This is a genomic window from Roseovarius tolerans (assembly GCF_900109855.1).
GTDB lineage: Bacteria > Pseudomonadota > Alphaproteobacteria > Rhodobacterales > Rhodobacteraceae > Roseovarius > Roseovarius tolerans.
This window is the reverse complement of record NZ_FOBO01000001.1, coordinates 237,902-254,804: the sequence shown is the minus strand read 5'-3', so window position 1 is coordinate 254,804 and position 16,903 is coordinate 237,902. Positions and strand designations below refer to the sequence as shown.

Annotated in this window: 17 protein-coding genes; 7 read left to right on the top strand and 10 right to left on the bottom strand. The window is 65.6% G+C overall.

The annotated features are described in order from the left end of the window. Positions 1–20: 20 nt before the first annotated feature. Together BMX04_RS01290 and BMX04_RS01285 are read right to left on the bottom strand one after the other, a co-directional pair. Positions 21–350 carry a sarcosine oxidase subunit delta gene (locus BMX04_RS01290; RefSeq protein WP_074784543.1) on the bottom strand — a complete coding sequence of 110 codons (330 nt, stop codon included), beginning with the start codon at positions 348–350 and terminating at the stop codon, positions 21–23. 14 nt (positions 351–364) lie between these two features. Beyond that, entirely contained in the window at positions 365–1,609 is a 1,245-nt protein-coding gene (locus BMX04_RS01285; RefSeq protein ID WP_074784541.1) for a sarcosine oxidase subunit beta family protein, read from the bottom strand. Between the two features lie 214 nt (positions 1,610–1,823). Between BMX04_RS01285 and ccmI the strand changes: the two genes are divergently transcribed. From ccmI to BMX04_RS01270, 3 genes are read left to right on the top strand one after another with little or no spacing between them, the layout of a single operon-like run. Then, the gene (gene ccmI / locus BMX04_RS01280; protein ID WP_074784539.1) at positions 1,824–3,056 is read left to right on the top strand and encodes a c-type cytochrome biogenesis protein CcmI; all 1,233 of its coding nucleotides are present in this window, start codon (positions 1,824–1,826) and stop codon (positions 3,054–3,056) included. Next, positions 3,053–3,535: a Holliday junction resolvase RuvX gene (ruvX, locus tag BMX04_RS01275; protein ID WP_175477308.1), complete on the top strand. Its 483-nt coding sequence runs from the start codon at positions 3,053–3,055 to the stop codon at positions 3,533–3,535. Before ccmI ends, ruvX begins: the two co-directional genes overlap by 4 nt. Next, positions 3,525–3,761 (top strand): DUF1289 domain-containing protein, encoded by a 237-nt coding sequence (locus BMX04_RS01270; RefSeq protein WP_074784537.1) that lies wholly within the window; start codon positions 3,525–3,527, stop codon positions 3,759–3,761. The genes ruvX and BMX04_RS01270 overlap by 11 nt, the downstream gene beginning before the upstream one ends. Before the next feature lie 96 nt (positions 3,762–3,857). Here the strand turns inward: BMX04_RS01270 and BMX04_RS01265 are convergent, their stop codons facing one another. Together BMX04_RS01265 and BMX04_RS01260 are read right to left on the bottom strand one after the other, a co-directional pair. Next, positions 3,858–5,150, bottom strand: a complete 1,293-nt coding sequence (locus BMX04_RS01265; protein ID WP_420876393.1) for a DEAD/DEAH box helicase — start codon at positions 5,148–5,150, stop codon at positions 3,858–3,860. Between the two features lie 301 nt (positions 5,151–5,451). Continuing rightward, positions 5,452–6,990 carry a helicase HerA-like domain-containing protein gene (locus tag BMX04_RS01260; protein WP_074784535.1) on the bottom strand — a complete coding sequence of 513 codons (1,539 nt, stop codon included), beginning with the start codon at positions 6,988–6,990 and terminating at the stop codon, positions 5,452–5,454. A 437-nt stretch (positions 6,991–7,427) separates the two neighbouring features. On the opposite strand from BMX04_RS01260, the gene BMX04_RS01255 reads away from it, so the two are divergent. Beyond that, positions 7,428–8,066, top strand: a complete 639-nt coding sequence (locus BMX04_RS01255) for an invasion associated locus B family protein (protein ID WP_074784533.1) — start codon at positions 7,428–7,430, stop codon at positions 8,064–8,066. Between the two features lie 322 nt (positions 8,067–8,388). Here the strand turns inward: BMX04_RS01255 and BMX04_RS01250 are convergent, their stop codons facing one another. The 3 genes from BMX04_RS01250 to BMX04_RS01235 all read right to left on the bottom strand — a co-directional run bounded on the left by BMX04_RS01250 (position 8,389) and on the right by BMX04_RS01235 (position 11,850). Next, on the bottom strand, positions 8,389–9,600 hold the full coding sequence (locus BMX04_RS01250; protein WP_074784531.1) for a beta-ketoacyl-[acyl-carrier-protein] synthase family protein: 1,212 nt from the start codon (positions 9,598–9,600) through the stop codon (positions 8,389–8,391). Next, entirely contained in the window at positions 9,597–9,857 is a 261-nt protein-coding gene (locus tag BMX04_RS01245; RefSeq protein WP_050661752.1) for an acyl carrier protein, read from the bottom strand. The genes BMX04_RS01250 and BMX04_RS01245 overlap by 4 nt, the downstream gene beginning before the upstream one ends. Before the next feature lie 337 nt (positions 9,858–10,194). Further along, positions 10,195–11,850, bottom strand: coding sequence for a L,D-transpeptidase family protein (locus tag BMX04_RS01235; RefSeq protein WP_244888446.1), 1,656 nt, complete (start codon positions 11,848–11,850; stop codon positions 10,195–10,197). A gap of 70 nt (positions 11,851–11,920) precedes the next feature. Here BMX04_RS01235 and BMX04_RS19290 point away from each other — a divergent pair, with 70 nt between their 5' ends. Together BMX04_RS19290 and mepK are read left to right on the top strand one after the other, a co-directional pair. Next, positions 11,921–12,079, top strand: a complete 159-nt coding sequence (locus BMX04_RS19290) for a hypothetical protein (RefSeq protein WP_175477307.1) — start codon at positions 11,921–11,923, stop codon at positions 12,077–12,079. A gap of 57 nt (positions 12,080–12,136) precedes the next feature. Then, on the top strand, positions 12,137–12,706 hold the full coding sequence (gene mepK, locus BMX04_RS01230; RefSeq protein ID WP_074784528.1) for a peptidoglycan L,D-endopeptidase MepK: 570 nt from the start codon (positions 12,137–12,139) through the stop codon (positions 12,704–12,706). A gap of 135 nt (positions 12,707–12,841) precedes the next feature. Here mepK and lipA read toward each other — a convergent pair whose 3' ends face one another. Together lipA and BMX04_RS01220 are read right to left on the bottom strand one after the other, a co-directional pair. Further along, on the bottom strand, positions 12,842–13,786 hold the full coding sequence (gene lipA, locus BMX04_RS01225) for a lipoyl synthase (RefSeq protein ID WP_074784526.1): 945 nt from the start codon (positions 13,784–13,786) through the stop codon (positions 12,842–12,844). 141 nt (positions 13,787–13,927) lie between these two features. Then, positions 13,928–14,890, bottom strand: a complete 963-nt coding sequence (locus tag BMX04_RS01220) for a hydrogen peroxide-inducible genes activator (RefSeq protein ID WP_050661756.1) — start codon at positions 14,888–14,890, stop codon at positions 13,928–13,930. A 119-nt stretch (positions 14,891–15,009) separates the two neighbouring features. On the opposite strand from BMX04_RS01220, the gene BMX04_RS01215 reads away from it, so the two are divergent. Beyond that, positions 15,010–15,735 carry a VIT1/CCC1 transporter family protein gene (locus BMX04_RS01215; protein WP_074784524.1) on the top strand — a complete coding sequence of 242 codons (726 nt, stop codon included), beginning with the start codon at positions 15,010–15,012 and terminating at the stop codon, positions 15,733–15,735. Between the two features lies 1 nt (position 15,736). Here BMX04_RS01215 and BMX04_RS01210 read toward each other — a convergent pair whose 3' ends face one another. Next, positions 15,737–16,852 (bottom strand): DUF6456 domain-containing protein, encoded by a 1,116-nt coding sequence (locus BMX04_RS01210; protein WP_244888445.1) that lies wholly within the window; start codon positions 16,850–16,852, stop codon positions 15,737–15,739. Positions 16,853–16,903: the final 51 nt, after the last annotated feature.

The following is a 16,903-nucleotide window of genomic DNA, read 5'->3' as shown; positions in this document are numbered from 1 at the left end:
ATTTTTGGCAAGATGAAGGGTCATGCGAAGTCCCGCCATGTCCAGCCGGGGCGCTTGGCGGTGATCGCGTCGCGGATGTCCTGCGGCGGCTCCAGCGTTTGCGCGGGGTACGTGCCGTAGACCTCCAGCGTCACCGTATCGCGCGCCGCGTGGAACCACTTGCCGCAGCCATTATTGTGCCGCCACCGCTCGAAATGCACGCCCTTGGGGTTTTCCTTGGCGAACATATAGGTGTGAAACTCGTCATCCGACGCGCCGGGGCCATGGCGCTTGAGATGCGCCTCGCCGCCCTGATGAAATTCGGTCTCTTCGCCCGTAACGCCGCAGCAGGGGCAGGTGAGGATCAGCATGGGTCAAGTCCTCCTTAGTGCGCGACGCCAGCGGCGACGGATTCGTCAATGAACCGGCCCTGATAGAACCGGTCCAGACCGAACTCGTCGCAGAGCGGCGAGTGGCCCTTGGCCATCAGTTCGGCAAAGCCCCAGCCGGAGCCGGGGATCGCCTTGAAGCCACCCGTGCCCCAGCCGCAGTTGATGAAGATGCCGTCGACGGGCGTTTTGCTGAGGATCGGCGAGCGGTCACCGGTCACGTCCACGATCCCGCCCCATTGGCGCAGCATCTTGAGGCGCGCGACCATCGGGAAGGTCTCGACCAGCGCGCGCACGGTTTCCTCGGCATGGTGGAACGAGCCGCGCTGCGTGTAGTTGTTGTAGCCGTCGGTGCCTCCGCCGATCACCATCTCGCCCTTGTCGGACTGGCTCATGTAGCCATGCACGGTGTTGGCCATGACGACGCAATCCATGCAGGGCTTGATCGGCTCGGAGACGAGGGCTTGCAGCGCCACGCTTTCGATCGGCAGGCGGAAGCCTGCCATATCGGCGAGGTGGCCGGAGTGACCGGCCACGACCAGCCCCAGCTTGTCACAGGCGATGTCGCCGCGATTGGTGGTGACACCGGTGACCTTGCCCCTGTCGCGGGAAATGCCAGTGACTTCGCATTTCTGGATGATGTCCATGCCCATGGCCGAACAGGCCCGCGCATAGCCCCAGGCCACGGCGTCATGCCGCGCGGTGCCCGCGCGCGCCTGCCAGAGACCGCCCAGCACCGGATAACGCGGCCCGTCGAGATTGATGATCGGCACGATTTCCTTGACGCGGGCGGGCGAGATGAATTCGGTGGTCACGCCCTGCAAGGCGTTGGCATGTGCCGTGCGCTGATAGCCGCGCACCTCATGCTCGGTCTGCGCCAGCATGATCACGCCGCGCGGCGAATACATGATGTTGTAGTTGAAATCCTGGCTCAGCGTCTCATAGAGCGAGCGGGATTTCTCATAGATCGCCGCCGAGGGGTCCTGCAGGTAGTTGGAGCGGATAATGGTGGTGTTGCGCCCCGTATTGCCGCCCCCCAGCCAGCCCTTCTCCAAAATCGCGACATTGGTGATGCCGAAATTCTTGCCGAGGTAATAGGCCGTGGCCAGACCGTGCCCGCCCGCGCCCACGATGATGACATCGTATTTCTTCTTCGGCTCGGGCGAGGCCCAGGCGCGCTCCCACCCCATGTGGTAACGCAGGGCTTCGCGGGCGACGGCAAAGGCGGAATAGTGTTTCATGCGCGCTCTCGGGGTTGGTGGATTCGCAACGGGTTTGCGGCTGGCACCGTAATGCGATGGACGGGCTTAGGAAAGGATACCCGGCGCGGCGATTTCAGCATCAATAGCGACATTGCGACATCGGAGCGCGGGGCGACCACGGCCAAGTGACCATATGCCTCTTTTTTCCGCGCGCGCGTGTCGTTACATGGGATCAACCACCCAAGGAGAGATCATGGCATTCTGGATCATCGTGGCGGCCCTTGCGATCGGGGTCGGGGCCATTCTGGGGCTGACCCTCATGCGTGGTCGCGTGGGCGAGGCACCGCCCGCAGCCTATGACCTCGACGTCTACCGCGATCAGCTGCGCGAGATCGACCGCGACCTCAAGCGCGGCGTGCTGGAGGCCGAGGATGCCGAACGGCTGCGCGCCGAGATTTCGCGCAAGATCCTCGCCGCCGACGCACTACTGCGTGCGGGCGGCGAGAGCGGCGGGCAGCCCAAGGCGCTTGGGATGGCGATGGCCGGTGCGGTGGTGGCGGTGATCACCGGCGGTGGCGTGCTGCTTTATTCGCAGATCGGCGCGCCGGGTTACGGCGATCTGCCCATGGCCACCCGGATCGCCAATTCCGAGGCCGCGCGCGCCGAACGACTGGACCAGGAAGCGGCCGAAGCCCGCTTTGCCCCGCAGGAAACCGGCCTGCCCGATGGCACCAGCGACGACTATATGGCGCTGGTCGAGCGGCTGCGCGAGACGGTGGCGGAGCGGCCCAATGACCAGCAGGGCCTGCGCTTTCTGGTGCGCAGCGAGGCAGCGCTCGGCAACATGGAGGCGGCGCGCACCGCGCAGGCGCAGCTCATCGAGGTGAAGGGCGAGGCGGCCACCGCCGAGGATTACGCCACGCTGGCCGAATTGATGATCAACGCCACCAGCGGCTATGTCTCGCGCGATGCCGAGGCAGCACTACGCGACGCCCTCGCCCGCGACCCGCGCGCCCCGACGGCCCGCTTCTACCTTGGTCTCTACATGACGCAGATCGACCGCCCCGACACCGCGTTCCGCCTGTGGCGCGACCTGCTGGAGGAGAGCACACCCGACGCGCCCTGGGTGCCGCCCATTCGCGCCGGCATCGAGGAACTGGCGGCGCGCGCGGGCGAACGCTATGAACTGCCGCAGCAGGGCAGCGCGCCCGGCCCCTCGGCGGGCGATATCGAGGCTGCAGGAGAGATGGACCCCGAGGCCCGGCAGGAGATGATCCGCGGCATGGTGGCCGGGCTGGCGAGCCGTCTGGCCGACGAGGGCGGCACCGCCGAAGACTGGGCGCGGCTGATCAACGCCTACGGCGTGCTGGGCGAGACCAACCGCGCCCGCCGCATCTGGTCCGAAGCGCAGGCGGTCTTTGCTGATTTCCCGCGTCGCCTTGCCACCGTGCGGGCGGCGGCAGAGAACGCGGGCGTGGCAGAGTGATCGTCGAGGATATCGCCGAATTCGCCGCCGCGCTGCCGCGCGCGCGGGCCGTGATGGGTCTCGATCTGGGGACCAAGACCATCGGCGTCGCGCTCTCGGACCGGCTCTGGTCGGTGGCCAGCCCGCATGAGACGGTAAAGCGTCAGAAATTCACCCTCGATGCCGCGCATCTGCTAAAGGTCATCGCGGCGCGCGAGGTGGGCGGGATCATCCTCGGCCTGCCGCGCAACATGGATGGCAGCGAGGGCCCAAGGTGCCAATCCACCCGCGCCTTTGCCCGCAATCTGGAACGGCTCTCCGATCTGCCGATCAGCTTCTGGGACGAACGCCTGTCCACCGTGGCCGCCGAACGCGCCCTGCTGGAGGCGGATGCGACACGAAAGCGTCGTTCCGAGGTGATCGACAGCGTCGCCGCATCCTATATCCTGCAAGGGGTGCTGGACCGGATGGGACACATGAGGGCAGAGCATGACGGATGAAACACCATGGCAGCGCGACGAGGTCGAAAGCCCCTGCGTGCGGGTCTGCGTGGTGCACCCCGAGGCACGGATCTGCACCGGCTGCCTGCGCTCGATCGACGAGATCACCCGCTGGTCGAAGATGAGCGGCACCGAGCGGCGCGAGGTGATGGCCGCCCTGCCCGACCGCGCCGGATTGCTGAAAAAGCGCCGGGGCGGGCGCGCGGCGCGGCTGTCGCGGGGATAGCAGCGCAGGTCTTGGCCTCACGCTTCCGTTCAAGCTCTGCCCCGCGCGGCTCATCTCGTTAACGGCAAAGGTCCACCCCAGCCCAATCCCCCGCGCTTACGCCGCGTTCGACCGGGCCCGGCCGCCACCGCCACCGCGACGCCGCCCGCCGCCGGGTTTGCCCTCCCCGGCACCGCCGCCAAAGCCACCACCGCCGCCACCGCGACGACGCGGCCCGCCACGGCCCTGCGGTTTCTTCTCCTTGGGATCGGGCAGCACTTCCCACGGACGGCCCGAGGCCACCGGGATCGTGGTGCCCAGAACCTTCTGGATATCCTTCAATTCGCCCATCTCGTCGGGTGCGCAAAACGCGATCGCCGCCCCGTCCTTGCCCGCGCGCGCAGTGCGCCCGATGCGGTGGACATAGTTGTCTGGCACGTTCGGCAACTCGAAATTGTAGACGTGTTTCACATCCGGAATATCAAGGCCGCGCGCCGCCACGTCGGTGGCCACGAGTACCTTGACCTGACCATCCCGGAACGCCTTGAGCGCCCGTTCGCGCTGGCCCTGGCTCTTGTTGCCATGGATCGCGGCGACCGAGAATCCGGCCTGCTCCAGCTTGCGCGCCAGCTTGTCAGAGCCGTGCTTGGTGCGACCGAAAACCAGCGCCAACTCGCCCTTGTGCTTGCCCAGAAGCTCGATCAGCAGATCGGGCTTGGCGGCCTTGGCGATGAAATGCACCTCTTGCGTGACCTTGTCGGCGGCCTTGCCCGGAGGGCTGACCTGCACCCGCTTGGGATGGGTCAGATAGCTGCTCGCGATCTCTTCCATCTGCTTGGGCATGGTCGCTGAAAAGAGCATGGTCTGACGCTCGGCGGCCAGCAGCCCAGCGATCCGGCGCAGCGCGTGGATAAAGCCCAGATCGAGCATCTGATCGGCCTCGTCGAGCACGAGGAACCGCGCGGCGTCGAGCCGCACGGCACGGCGGTCGATAAGGTCGAGCAACCGGCCCGGTGTCGCCACCAGGATATCGGTTCCCTGATCCAGCCGCTTGATCTGCGGATTGATCGACGCGCCGCCGACCACGAGGTTGATCTTGATCGGGCTGTCCTTGACCAGCGGCAAAAGCGCGTCGCGGATCTGCCCGGCCAACTCGCGCGTCGGCGCAAGGATCAGGCTGCGGATCGTCTTGGGCGCGGGTTTGCCCGGCGCCTCCATCAGCGCGGTAATCAGCGGCAGGCCAAAGGCCATGGTCTTGCCGGTGCCGGTCTGCGCAAGGCCCAGCACATCCTCGCCGTTCAGGGCATGCGGAATGGCATGGGTCTGGATCGGGGTGGGTTCGGTGATGCCAGACGCGGCCAGCTTGCGGGTGAGCGATTGGGGCAGGCCCATTTCGTCAAAGAGGTTCAAATCGTATCCTTTCGGGGGCCAGGACATCTGCCCAAAGCCCGGTGCAGGCGGCAAAGATCACCGCCCGGTCGTCGTGGTTGCACCTGACGGGCCAAGACAAAGGGCCGATTGCCCCCGCCTTCCGACAGGTGTTTGGCCCCACGCGTGATTTTGGGAACAGGTCCGCGACATTTCATATGGGTCGCCCCGTTTCAGGGGCCGTGCTGCTCACGCGGCAGGAAATGTCGGTTGGGGTGCTATGGCGGCCTGCCGCGTGAAAGTCAAGCGCTGCGGCACGCCTACCGTATCCGCCGCGCGCGCGTCAACGCCCCTTGAAGAGCCCGCCCAGAATACCGCGCACGATGCGCCGCCCCGTGGTGCCCTTCAGCTCCTTGACCAGCGCCGAGGCCAGCGCCCCGCCGATCCCGTCCGAGCCCGACACCCGGCGCGCACGCCCCGGGCTCGCCCCGCCGGAATAGCGGCGCGCGGCCTTGAACTCGCGGGCCTTCTCTTCTTCCGCCGCCACCTCGGCCTCGGCTGCTTCGGCCGCCTTCGCCGCCGCCTCGGCCCGTTCGGCCAGCATCTCATGCGCCGAATGCCGGTCGATCGCGGTGTCGTATTTACCCGCCACCGGCGAGGCGGCGATCAACGCACGCCGGGTCTCGGGGTCACAGGGGCCAAGCTGCGTCGCGGGCGGGCGAATGAGCGTGCGCTCGACCACCCCCGGCACCCCCTTGCCCTCCAGCATCGAGGTCACAGCCTCGCCCACGCCAACGTCACGGATCGCGTCGCCGGTATCGAACCTCGGATTGGGGCGATAGGTTTCCGCGGCCCGGCGCAACGCCTTTTGATCGCGCGCGGTAAAGGCGCGCAACGCATGCTGAAATCGGTTGCCCAATTGCCCCAGCACATCCTCGGGCACGTCATCGGGATTCTGGGTGATGAAATACACCCCCACCCCCTTGGAGCGAATGAGCCGCGCCACCTGCTCGACCTTGTCCACCAGCACCTTGGGCGCGTCATCGAACAGAAGATGCGCCTCGTCGAAGAAAAAGACCAGCTTCGGCTTGTCGGGGTTGCCCACCTCGGGCAACGTCTCAAAGAGTTCCGACAGGAGCCACAGCAGGAAGGTGGCATAAAGCTGCGGCGACTGCACCAGACGGTCAGCGGCAAGGATGTTGACATGGCCGCGCCCCTCGGGCGTGACCTGCATCAGATCGGCCAGATCAAGCGCCGGTTCGCCAAAGAAATGCGCCGCCCCCTGGTTTTCCAGCACCAGCAGCGACCGCTGAATCGCCCCCACCGAGGCCGCCGCCACATTGCCATAGCGCAGCGACAACTCATCCGCATTCTCACCCACCCAGAGCAGCAGCGCCCGGATGTCATCGAGATCGAGCAGCGGCATTCCCTCTTCGTCGGCCACGCGAAACGCGATGTTGAGCACGCCTTCCTGCGCATCCGACAGACCCAGCAGACGCGACAGCAAGAGCGGCCCCATCTCGGCGATCGTGGTGCGAACCGGGTGGCCCTGCTCGCCGAACAGATCCCAGAACACCACCGGAAAACTGTCATAGCGGAACGCCTCGAACCCGATCTTTTCCGCGCGTTCGGTGAACGGGCCATGCAGCTTGTGGTCGGGGCTGCCCGCCACCGCCATGCCCGACACGTCACCCTTGATATCCGACAGGATCACCGGCACGCCCGCATCCGAGAACCCTTCGGCGAGGATCTGCAGCGTCACCGTCTTGCCCGTGCCCGTCGCCCCGGCCACAAGCCCGTGCCGGTTGGCGTATTTGAGCAAAAGGCCCTGCGGCTCGGAATAGTCCGGCCCGCCGCCGCCTATGAAAATGGAATTGTTCACGGCTCACTACCCTCGTCCAGAAATCGTCACGGCTTGACCATACAAAGTTAACCTTTCTGTGCCAGTCTGAATTCATGCCCGGGGCCGAATGTCCTCTGGTTCCGGGCATTCCTCCCTGTCAGACTGGCCGCGCCCCCCGGGTGCGGCCTTTTTTCCGGCGCTTGCGACATAGCCTGTTGACGCATGCCGGTTTCTGTCCTAGCTTTCGCTTCAATAACTAAGTCGGCCAGTCCGACGGGGAGAAACAGGAAGGAGGCCGCAAGGCCTCTTTCTTTTTGTCCCGACCATGGCGGGCCGGGCCGTCACAGGATTGACGCAACCGGCGATCCGCGCGAAAACCCGCCACGGGCCTGACAGCGTCCCATGTTTTGCGCCTGACAGCGCGCGCATGACATGTTAAATCGCACCAAATCAACCGACCATGTAATGGGGAACCAATGTCCAAGTTCATTTCACGCCTGTCCATCGCCGCCCTGCTCGCGCTTGGCACCACTGTCGGCGCGCAAGAGGCAGAGGCCCCTGCCGAAACGGCACCAAGCACAGAACAGACCGAACAGGCCGAACAGGAAACCGGCAACGCACTGGCACAAGGGCTCGATACCGGGCGCGAGGTGCAGGAGGACGGCTCTTACATCAAGGAGAGCTTTGACGACTGGCAGCTCAAGTGTTTCCGCAACCAGACCGAAGACACCCCCGAACTGTGCCAGATGTACCAGCTTCTGACCGAGTCCGAAGGCAACCCGGTGGCAGAGTTCAGCCTCTACAAGCTGGGCAATGCAGGCAATGTCGTCGCCGGCGCCACCCTCGCCGTGCCGCTTGGCACACTGCTCTCGGAAGAGGTCAAGCTATCGGTCGACGGCGGCAAGGCCAAGAGCTATGCCTATTCGTTCTGCACCATGGGCGGCTGTTTCGCCCGCATCGGCCTGACCCAGCCGGAAGTCGACGCGCTCAAGCGTGGCGTGAAGGCGACCATCCAGATCGTCCCGGCCCAGGCCCCCGACCAGACCGTGCGCATCGACGCCTCGCTCGCCGGCTTTACCGCCGCCTATGACGCGGCATCCGAACTGTCGAACTGAGCCGGGCACAGGCCCGATCCAGACTAGGCAAGACATGCCTCCTCCGGCTTTCGCCGGGGGAGTTTTGCGTTGGGGCAGGTTTTGCCTGGATGGGCCTGAAGCTGCCGTTGTCGTGAGCCGCGCATCGACGGGCCGCGGTGCGGCGATCTAACGTCAGTTTTGTAGCGCTTTATCTCAGCCAAGCCCGAAAAACATCCGAGCGCAGAGCAGGTTGCAGCCAAATCGCCGTGCCGGGGGGCGGCCCGGCGATGCGCGGCGGCCTTCGGCCTTGATTCCGCGCATGAGTGAAGCGGTCAACGGCAGCAACAGGCCAAAATTCCCCCTACCCGAACCGCCTAAGCGCCAGCACCGCATTCAGCCCGCCAAAGGCAAAGGCATTGCTCAGCGCCACATCGACATGTGCCTCGCGCGCCACGTTGGGCACCACGTCGAGCGCGCATTCCGGGTCCGGCTCCTCATAGCCGATGGTGGGCGCGATGACCCCGTCGCGCAGCGCCATGATACAGGCCAGCAATTCCACCGCCCCGGTGCCGCCAATCAGATGCGCATGCATCGACTTCGTGGACGAAATCATCAGCGTGTCGGCATGCGCCCCAAACACATCCGCCACAGCCGCACTTTCGGTCTTGTCATTGGCGGCGGTGCCGGTGCCATGGGCGTTGATATAGCCCACATCCTCGCGGTTGACCCGGGCATCGCGCAGCGCCCCCTGAATGGCCCGCGCCGCCCCCTGTTTCGACGGCATCACGATGTCGGACGCATCCGAGGTCATCGCGAACCCCGCCACCTCGGCCAATATCTCGGCACCGCGCTTGCGGGCATGCTCCAACTCCTCGAAGACGAAGATCGCCGCCCCCTCGCCCTGCACCATACCGTTGCGATTGGCCGAAAACGGGCGACAGGCGTCGCGGCTCATCACGCGCAGGCCCTCCCACGCCTTGACCCCGCCAAAGCACAGCATCGACTCGGATCCCCCCGTCACCATCACCGGTGTGATCCCGCCATGCACCATCTGAAACGCCTGCGCCATCGCATGGTTGGACGACGCGCAGGCAGTCGAGACCGTAAAGGACGGCCCCTTGAGGTTATATTCCATCGACAGGTGCGACGCGGCGGCGTTGTTCATCAGCTTGGGCACCACGAAGGGATGCACCCGGTTCTTGCCCTCCTCGTAGACCGAGCGGTAATTCTCATCGAGCGTCGTCATGCCGCCGCCCGAATTGCCGAGGATCACCCCCGCCCGCGCCGCCAGCTCACCGGTGAATTCCAGCCCCGCCTGCGCCATCGCCTGCCGCGCGGCGATCAGCGTGAACTGCGTGAACCGGTCGAAGAGCGCCAGTTGCTGACGGTTGAACTGTGCCTCGGGATCATAGTCCCGGACCTGCGCGCCGATCCGGATCGAAAGCCGCTCAACATCGCGAAACTCCAGCTCACCGATACCGCAGCGGCCCTCGCGCATCGCCTCCATCGTGGCAGGCACATCATGGCCGAGCGCATTGATCGTGCCTGCCCCGGTAATGACGACGCGCTTCACGATTGCTCCGCGATCAGCCGCTCGATCCCCGCCACGATGGTCCGCACCGAGGAAATGTCGAAATCGCTCTCCGACGGCTCGTTCGCGTTGAACGGCACCGAAATGTCGAACGCTTCCTCGATGGCAAAGATGCTCTCGACCAGCCCGAGGCTGTCGATGCCCAGATCTTCCAGCGTGCTGTCGAGAGTGACGTCTGAAGGTTCCAGCACCGCCTGCTCGGCGATGATGCGGATGACACGGTCCTGAATGCTGCTCATGGGTAGGGTCTTTCCAATACGGCCCGGGCTGGGCGGGTTTCAGGTCTTGTGCGTCAGTTCTGTAACAGTTTTCTTAAACTTGGCCACATCGTCAAACAATCTCATGAGACGTCGCAGTCCCTTGACCGCCCTGACCGCCCGCAGCCCCCGCGAACCGCCGATCCGGCCCCGCGCCCCCCTGATTGAATATCGGTAGACCGGGCGCGACGTGGATTGACCCGCAGCCGCCAACGCCCGACCCGGCGTTACGCCGCGCGACGACGGCCTCTGCGCCCCGCGCGCGGGCCACTTGATCCATGTCGAAGCCCATGCACCACCTCTCTCGTCGAAGAGGTGTTTAGCTCTGAACCGTCGCCAGTGAAACCCCCGCCTTGCGCAGCGCCTCCCAGATCGCCGCGTCCCGCTGGTAGACGTCATCGCGGTATTGCACCCGGCCCTGCGCCTGCGTGAAGGCGGTGCGATAGATGATATGCACCGGCACATGCTGCTCGAGTTGCACATAGGTCTCGCGCCCGGTGCCCAGCACCGAATGGAAATACGCCCTGGGGTCGGCCTCCTGCGGCGACAGGATCTCATAGGCGAAATCAAAGGGCTGTTGCAGACGGATGCAGCCATGGCTGAAATCCCGCTTTTCGCGCTCGAACAGCGCCTTTTGCGGCGTGTCATGCAGGTAGATGTTGTACTTATTGGGGAACATGAACTTCACCAGCCCGAGCGCATTGCGCGACGACGGCGGCTGCTTGATCGCGAAGGGGAAGTTGCGCGCATTATAGGCCCCGAAATTGACCGCCCCACGCGGCACCTCGCGCCCGTTCCGGTTATAGAGCTTGAGATGCCCGGCGGCATTGGGATTGCGCTTCATCTGCGGCAGGTATTCCTTGACGGCGATCGAGCGCGGCACATGCCATGTCGGATTGATGACCAGATGCTCCATCTCGTCGGAAAATTCCGGGCTGCGCCGGTCGCCGACATTCTTCCCGATCACCGCGCGGGTCTGAAACGTCAGGCTGTCATTGTCGAGAATGCGCGCGCTGAAATCCGTAAGGTTCACCAGCACATGCCGCGTCCCGCGATCCCGCGCCAGCCAGCGTTCGCGCTCCATCGCGACGATCACCGATTGCAACCGCTCAGTGGCGCTTTGGTTGAGCGCGGCCAACGTCGAGGGCCCGGCAATGCCATCCGTCTGCAGCCCGTGATCGCGCTGAAATTCCTGCACGGCACTCTGGATCGCGCCATCATAAAGCGTGCTGGCACTGCGCCGCAGATAGCCCATCGCCACCAGCCGGTTGCGCAGCGCGATCACCGCCTGCCCGCCCTGCCCCGGCTCCAGTTTCTGCGACGGCACTGCAGGCCCCCAGCCGCCTTCGCGGATCAGATGCTCAAGACGCATCTTCTCCTTCATCAGGCGCGCATATTCATTGGTGCGCGGCGGCAGCGCGCGCAGCGCCTGTCGCGGCGCATCGGCCCGGACGAGATCCCCCAGCAACACCGTCGCCGGGCTGTCATTCACCTCGCGCTTGATCTCGTAGACCACCCGGCCCGGCTCCAGCACCCCCGATTGCACATCCCGCGCATAAGCCAGATAGGCCCGGCTCAGCGCCACCTCGATCAGGCCCAGATCGCGCAGCGAGCGCGCCGCCCCCATCCGCGCCATCAAGCCATCCAGATCATAGCGCGCCTCGGGCAGACCGTGCATCCCGGCCTGCGACAGCGCCTGAACCAGCGCCTGACGCCGCGCCTGCGCCGTGCTCCCCTCGTCGGTCCAGACCGGGCGATACTCGGTCTCGCGGTAGAATTCCGCGAGATCGCGATCAGGCGCCGCCGCCTCCGCCACCGCCTGGCGAAAGGCCGTGCTTTGCACATCGGCCCGAGCCGGCCCGGACCAGACAAGCCCCGCCGCCAAAAGCGAAACCACCGTCAGAACGCCAAAGGCGCGGCGAAACACTGCCAACATCATGTAAATCCCCGAAATCGCGTTTCCTGTTCCCCTCATATAAGCAACAAACCGCACCGCTCTCAATTTTTTCCTAATCTTTTCCTGTCACATCTGGGGAGAACCGCGCGTGCGTGACGGGATCACGGCAGGGTTCGCGCAATCTGGCCACAAACCGGAAATTATGCGCGAAATTCTGCCGAAATTGCTTGCTACTCACGCGATGCGTCAAATCAGGGCTTGGTTGATGATTCTCGTTATGTCATACAACTCGGGCATCCGGGGATGAAATCAAAGGTCGCGGGACAGCGGCCGCAGGTAGGCGACGGGACAGGCGCTTGAAACTATGACAGAATTCAGCTCGACTGGCATCTCTCGCCGTGGGATACTCACCGCATTCGCGGCCACGGCACTCACCGCAGCACCGACATTCGGCCAGGCTGCAGGCTTCCTGCGCGGCGCCGGCGACATCCGACGATTGCGCATGGTCTCGCCCCGCACCGGTGAACGGCTCGACACGATCTACTGGATCGAGGGCAATTATATCCGCGAGGCGCTCAATGAAATCTCGCTTTTCATGCGCGACTGGCGCACGAATGACGTGAAAACCATCGACACCCGCACGATCGACATCATGGCCGCCAGCCATAACCTTCTGGACGCGAGCGAGCCTTATACCCTGCTCAGCGGCTATCGCAGCGCCAAGACCAACGCCATGCTGCGCTCGCGCTCGCGCGGTGTCGCCAAAAATTCCCGCCACCTCATCGGCGAGGCCGCCGATCTGCGTCTCGGCAGCCGCTCGGTCAGCCAGATCTACCGCGCGGGCGTGGCCTGCGGCGGCGGCGGTGTTGGCAGGTATTCCGGCTCCAACTTCGTCCACATGGATTGCGGCCCGGTCCGCACCTGGGGCCGCTGAACCCAGACAATGCGACACCAAAAGGGCCGGTCACCACGACCGGCCCTTTTTGCATCCGCTTCATCTTGCCAGAAATATTCCGGGGGAGTCGCCGTCAGGCGACGGGGGCAGCGCCCCCTCCGGCCCCGGCCCCGCTTACGCCAGCTTGGCGTTGCGCGCCGCCTGCAACCGCGCGAAATCATCGCCCGCGTGATAGCTTGACCGCGTCAGCGGCGTGGCCGACACCATCAGGAACCCCTTGCCATAAGCCGCCTTTTCATAGGCCGCGAATTCGTCCGGATGCACGAACCGATCCAGCGCGTGATGCTTGGGCGTCGGCTGCAGATATTGCCCGATGGTCAGGAAATCCACATCCGCCGCGCGCATGTCATCCATCACCTGATGCACCGACTGGCGATCCTCGCCCAGCCCGACCATGATCCCCGATTTGGTGAACATCGTCGGATCCAGCTCCTTCACCCGCTGCAACAGCCGCAAGCTGTGGAAATACCGCGCGCCGGGGCGCACCGATGGATAAAGCCCCGGCACGGTCTCGAGGTTGTGGTTGAAAACATCCGGTTTCGCCGCCACCACCGTCTCCAGCACGCTGTCCTCGCAATGCAGGAAATCCGGCGTCAGGATCTCGATCGTGGTGCCCGGCGTGCGATGCCGGATCGCGCGGATGGTCTGGGCGAAATGCTCCGCGCCGCCATCGTCGAGATCATCGCGGTCGACGCTGGTGATCACCACGTGGTTCAGCCCCAGCTTCTGCACCCCGTCCGCCACACGCCCCGGCTCGAACACATCGAGCGCCTGCGGCTTGCCGGTCGCCACGTTGCAGAACGTGCAGCCCCGGGTACAGATCTCGCCCATGATCATCATCGTGGCGTGCCCCTGCGCCCAGCATTCGCCCGCATTGGGACAGCCTGCCTCTTCGCAGACCGTCACCAGCTTGTGCTCACGCATGATCTTATGGGTTTCGAAATACCCCTTGCTGGTCGGCGCCTTGACGCGAATCCAGCCGGGCTTTTTCGGTTGGGCATTGTCGGGCCGATGCGCCTTTTCGGGGTGGCGCCCGGCGGGCAGTTTGAGATCGCGCACGAATTTTTCCCCGCGAATGATTTGGTAAGGTCTCCCTAGTATAAGACATGGCGATGGTGAGTGCCAGTGATGCAAGGCCGCATCCCGGCGCATGCAATACGGGTAATGAGTACCATCGCCTGTGAGTGAGTGTCCCGACGGTCAAAGGCCCGCGTCACCCGTGGCGCGGGCCGCCGCGCCCGCATCGCGCGCCTGCGTGATCAGCCCACCGCCGACCGTGCCCAGAAGATCGGCCAGTTCCGCGAACCAGCTGGCGTCCTCCGTGCTCGCCCGCCGCACCAGCGCGACCTCACGGTAAGGCTCCGGTGGCGCAAAGCGGCGCAATTGCATCCCCGGTGCCGCGCGCGATTCGGTCGCCGCCGCCAGTTCCGGCATCAGCGTCAGGCCGAACCCCGCCGCCACCAGCCGCGACAGCGTACCCAGCGATGACGCCCCCATGTCGATCTGCGCATGGCCCCGGCCCCGCCCGCACACTTCCAGCGCCTGATCGGTCAGGCAATGGCCATCCTCCAGCAACAAGAGCGGGCTATGGGTCAGCGACATCGGCCGCAGCGCCTCCGCCCCCTGCCCCAGTGCATCGAGCCGCGCCGCACTCCCCGCCAGCAGGAACCGGTCCTTGAAGAGGGCTCGCGCCTGCAATCCCTCGCCCGGCACCGGCAGCGCCATGATCGCGGCATCGAGTTGTCCGCTCTGCACCTCGGCGATCAGCTGCTCGGTGCGCGCCTCGCGCACCTGCACATCCAGCGAGATGTCACCGCTGCGCAGCGCCTCCAGCACGCCGGGCAGGATATAGGGCGCAATCGTCGGAATGATCCCCAGCGACAGCCGCCCCGCCAACCCGCCCTGCCAGCGCGCGGCATCGCCAAGCGCCTGCATCTCGCCCAGTACCCGCTCGGCATGGTCCAGAATGCGCCGCCCGAACGGCGTCAGAACCACGTCGCGCGCCCGCCGCTCGACCAGCTTCGCGCCAAGTGCAGCCTCCATCTCGCGGATCTGCACCGAGAGCGCGGGCTGCGAGATGTTCACCGCCTCCGCCGCCCGGCCAAAATTGCGCTGCTCGCTCAGCGCCTTGAAATAGGTGAGTTGCCGCAGGGTGATATTCATACGCGAAAGTTATGCCTTCCCAGCCTCGACGCAAGTGGAAACTATCACGCTTTCCCTTGCAGGCTCCTCGCACCCGCCTATGCTGACCGCACCCACGCGCCAACACGCAGAGGCATCCCATGGCGAGGCAGGCCCCCGCGCCCACTCCTCCGCGCTTCGGGCGCGTTCAGGAATATCTCAAGCAGATCGTCTATGGCGGCACCGACGGGATCGTCACCACCTTCGCCATCGTCGCCGGATTCGCCGGCGCGCAGGCCGAAGGCGTGGCCGAGGTCGGTGCCATCGCCGTGCTGCTCTTCGGCCTCGCCAATCTCTTCGCCGACGGGGTCAGCATGGGCCTCGGCGAATTCCTGTCGCTGCGCGCCCAGCACGACCTCTACCGCGCCCGCCGCGCCGAGGAGCGTCGCCGCAGCTTTGAGACCCCCGACCACCAGCGCGCGCGTCTGGCCGAAATCCTGCGCGCCAAGGGGCTCTCGCCGCAGGACGCAGCGGATGCGGCGCAGATCTTCACCCGCCACCCGCAGGTGATGGCCGAGATGATCCTCGCCGAAGAAACCGGCCTGCGCGATCCCGACGGCGAAAGCCCGGCGCGCAACGGCAGCTTTACCTTCGCTGCCTTCATCACCTTCGGCGCGGTCCCCCTCATGCCCTACCTTCTGTTCGAGGCGACAGCGGCCACCACGCAACTGTCGATCATCGCAACGGGCGTGGCGCTCGTACTGCTGGGTCTCCTGCGCTGGCATGCCAGCGGCGAACGGCTCTGGCGCAGCGTCGGCGAGACCGTGCTGGTCGGCACGGTCTGCGCCGTGGTGGCCTTCGGCGTGGGCTGGATCGTGGGCGGCTGACTCAGCCGATCAGGCCGCCCGCCTCGCCCAGGCTCTCGTAATGCCGCTTGAGGCGTTGCAGCGCGATGCGCAGCACGATCTTGCCCGACCGCGCCGACCAGCCCATCTTTTTCTCGGCCCGTTCCAGCCCTTGCAGATAGCAGCAGCAGCGCAGCGCCACATCCCCCAGACCCGGGCCCAGATCGCGCAGCGCCCCGATGACCCGGGCACGCGCGGCCTCGGCATTATAGCCGCGCGGCCCCGGCGCGGTGCCGCCGTCATCGACATGGCTCAGAAAGCGGTCCCAGTTCTGCGTGATCCGCGCGCCGACCTGCGCCAGTTCGAAATCCTCGCGCAGCCGTTCACCCGCGCGCACCAGATCATCCGACAGAAATCGGCTGCCATCCCGGTCGCGGCGTCGGGCCAGCGCGCTCAGCGGGCTTTCGGCCAGACCATAGCGCGGGCGGCGCGGCAGAGCGGTTTCGTCCTCGCCGCGCAGCATGACCGGCGGCTTGCGCAGGCCGCTGGCCACGTTCTCGGCCTCGGCCAGCATCCGCCCGAGCGCCGCACGCCCCTTGCCGGTGATATGATAGCGCGCGATCCGGCCCGGATCGTCGCAGGCGATCCAGCCCTTGAGGGCGAGCGCCTCGGCCACCTCGCGATCCACCACCGCCGTGCGCGACGGCTGCCCCGAACCGCCATCGCGCACCACCACCGCCTTGTCCATGTCCACCGACACCGCCAGCAGCGCGCCGGTTTCGCACAGCCGCCGCAGCACGCGCTGCGCCTCGGCCTTCAGGCGCGCATTGCTCAGCGTGCCGCTCTCTTCGGTCGTCTCCGGATTGCTCTGAACTGTCATCGTGTTGGCCTCCGTGGCAGGAGAACCGGCACTCTTTGCATGACTTACGCGTTGCCCCAGACGGCGCAGCGCCTCATCGACCAATAGATCGTCGCGGCGTGTCTCAAAGGCCCGGATCTGACGCAGAACGGTCGAGGCGTGCCGCCCCGATCGCCGGGCCAGCGCCCGGATCGGCATGCCGCTTTCGATATGGGCAAGATAGTGCAACGCCGCCTCTGGCACCCATGATGGCACCGTCTGCATCATTGATTTGCTCATCACCTGATCACGCATAACCATCCCCCAATCCTGACCAATCTGCGGTGCCCGTCCCATCGAAACACCTTATCC

What these genes read in the sequence shown, in the direction of transcription:
- BMX04_RS01290 (WP_074784543.1), bottom strand. Translation starts at nt 350, where the DNA reads ATGCTGATCCTCACCTGCCCCTGCTGCGGCGTTACGGGCGAAGAGACC.
- BMX04_RS01285 (WP_074784541.1), bottom strand. Translation starts at nt 1,609, where the DNA reads ATGAAACACTATTCCGCCTTTGCCGTCGCCCGCGAAGCCCTGCGTTAC.
- ccmI (WP_074784539.1), top strand. Translation starts at nt 1,824, where the DNA reads ATGGCATTCTGGATCATCGTGGCGGCCCTTGCGATCGGGGTCGGGGCC.
- BMX04_RS01270 (WP_074784537.1), top strand. Translation starts at nt 3,525, where the DNA reads ATGACGGATGAAACACCATGGCAGCGCGACGAGGTCGAAAGCCCCTGC.
- BMX04_RS01255 (WP_074784533.1), top strand. Translation starts at nt 7,428, where the DNA reads ATGTCCAAGTTCATTTCACGCCTGTCCATCGCCGCCCTGCTCGCGCTT.
- BMX04_RS01245 (WP_050661752.1), bottom strand. Translation starts at nt 9,857, where the DNA reads ATGAGCAGCATTCAGGACCGTGTCATCCGCATCATCGCCGAGCAGGCG.
- BMX04_RS01235 (WP_244888446.1), bottom strand. Translation starts at nt 11,850, where the DNA reads ATGAGGGGAACAGGAAACGCGATTTCGGGGATTTACATGATGTTGGCA.
- mepK (WP_074784528.1), top strand. Translation starts at nt 12,137, where the DNA reads ATGACAGAATTCAGCTCGACTGGCATCTCTCGCCGTGGGATACTCACC.
- BMX04_RS01220 (WP_050661756.1), bottom strand. Translation starts at nt 14,890, where the DNA reads ATGAATATCACCCTGCGGCAACTCACCTATTTCAAGGCGCTGAGCGAG.
- BMX04_RS01215 (WP_074784524.1), top strand. Translation starts at nt 15,010, where the DNA reads ATGGCGAGGCAGGCCCCCGCGCCCACTCCTCCGCGCTTCGGGCGCGTT.
- BMX04_RS01210 (WP_244888445.1), bottom strand. Translation starts at nt 16,852, where the DNA reads ATGGTTATGCGTGATCAGGTGATGAGCAAATCAATGATGCAGACGGTG.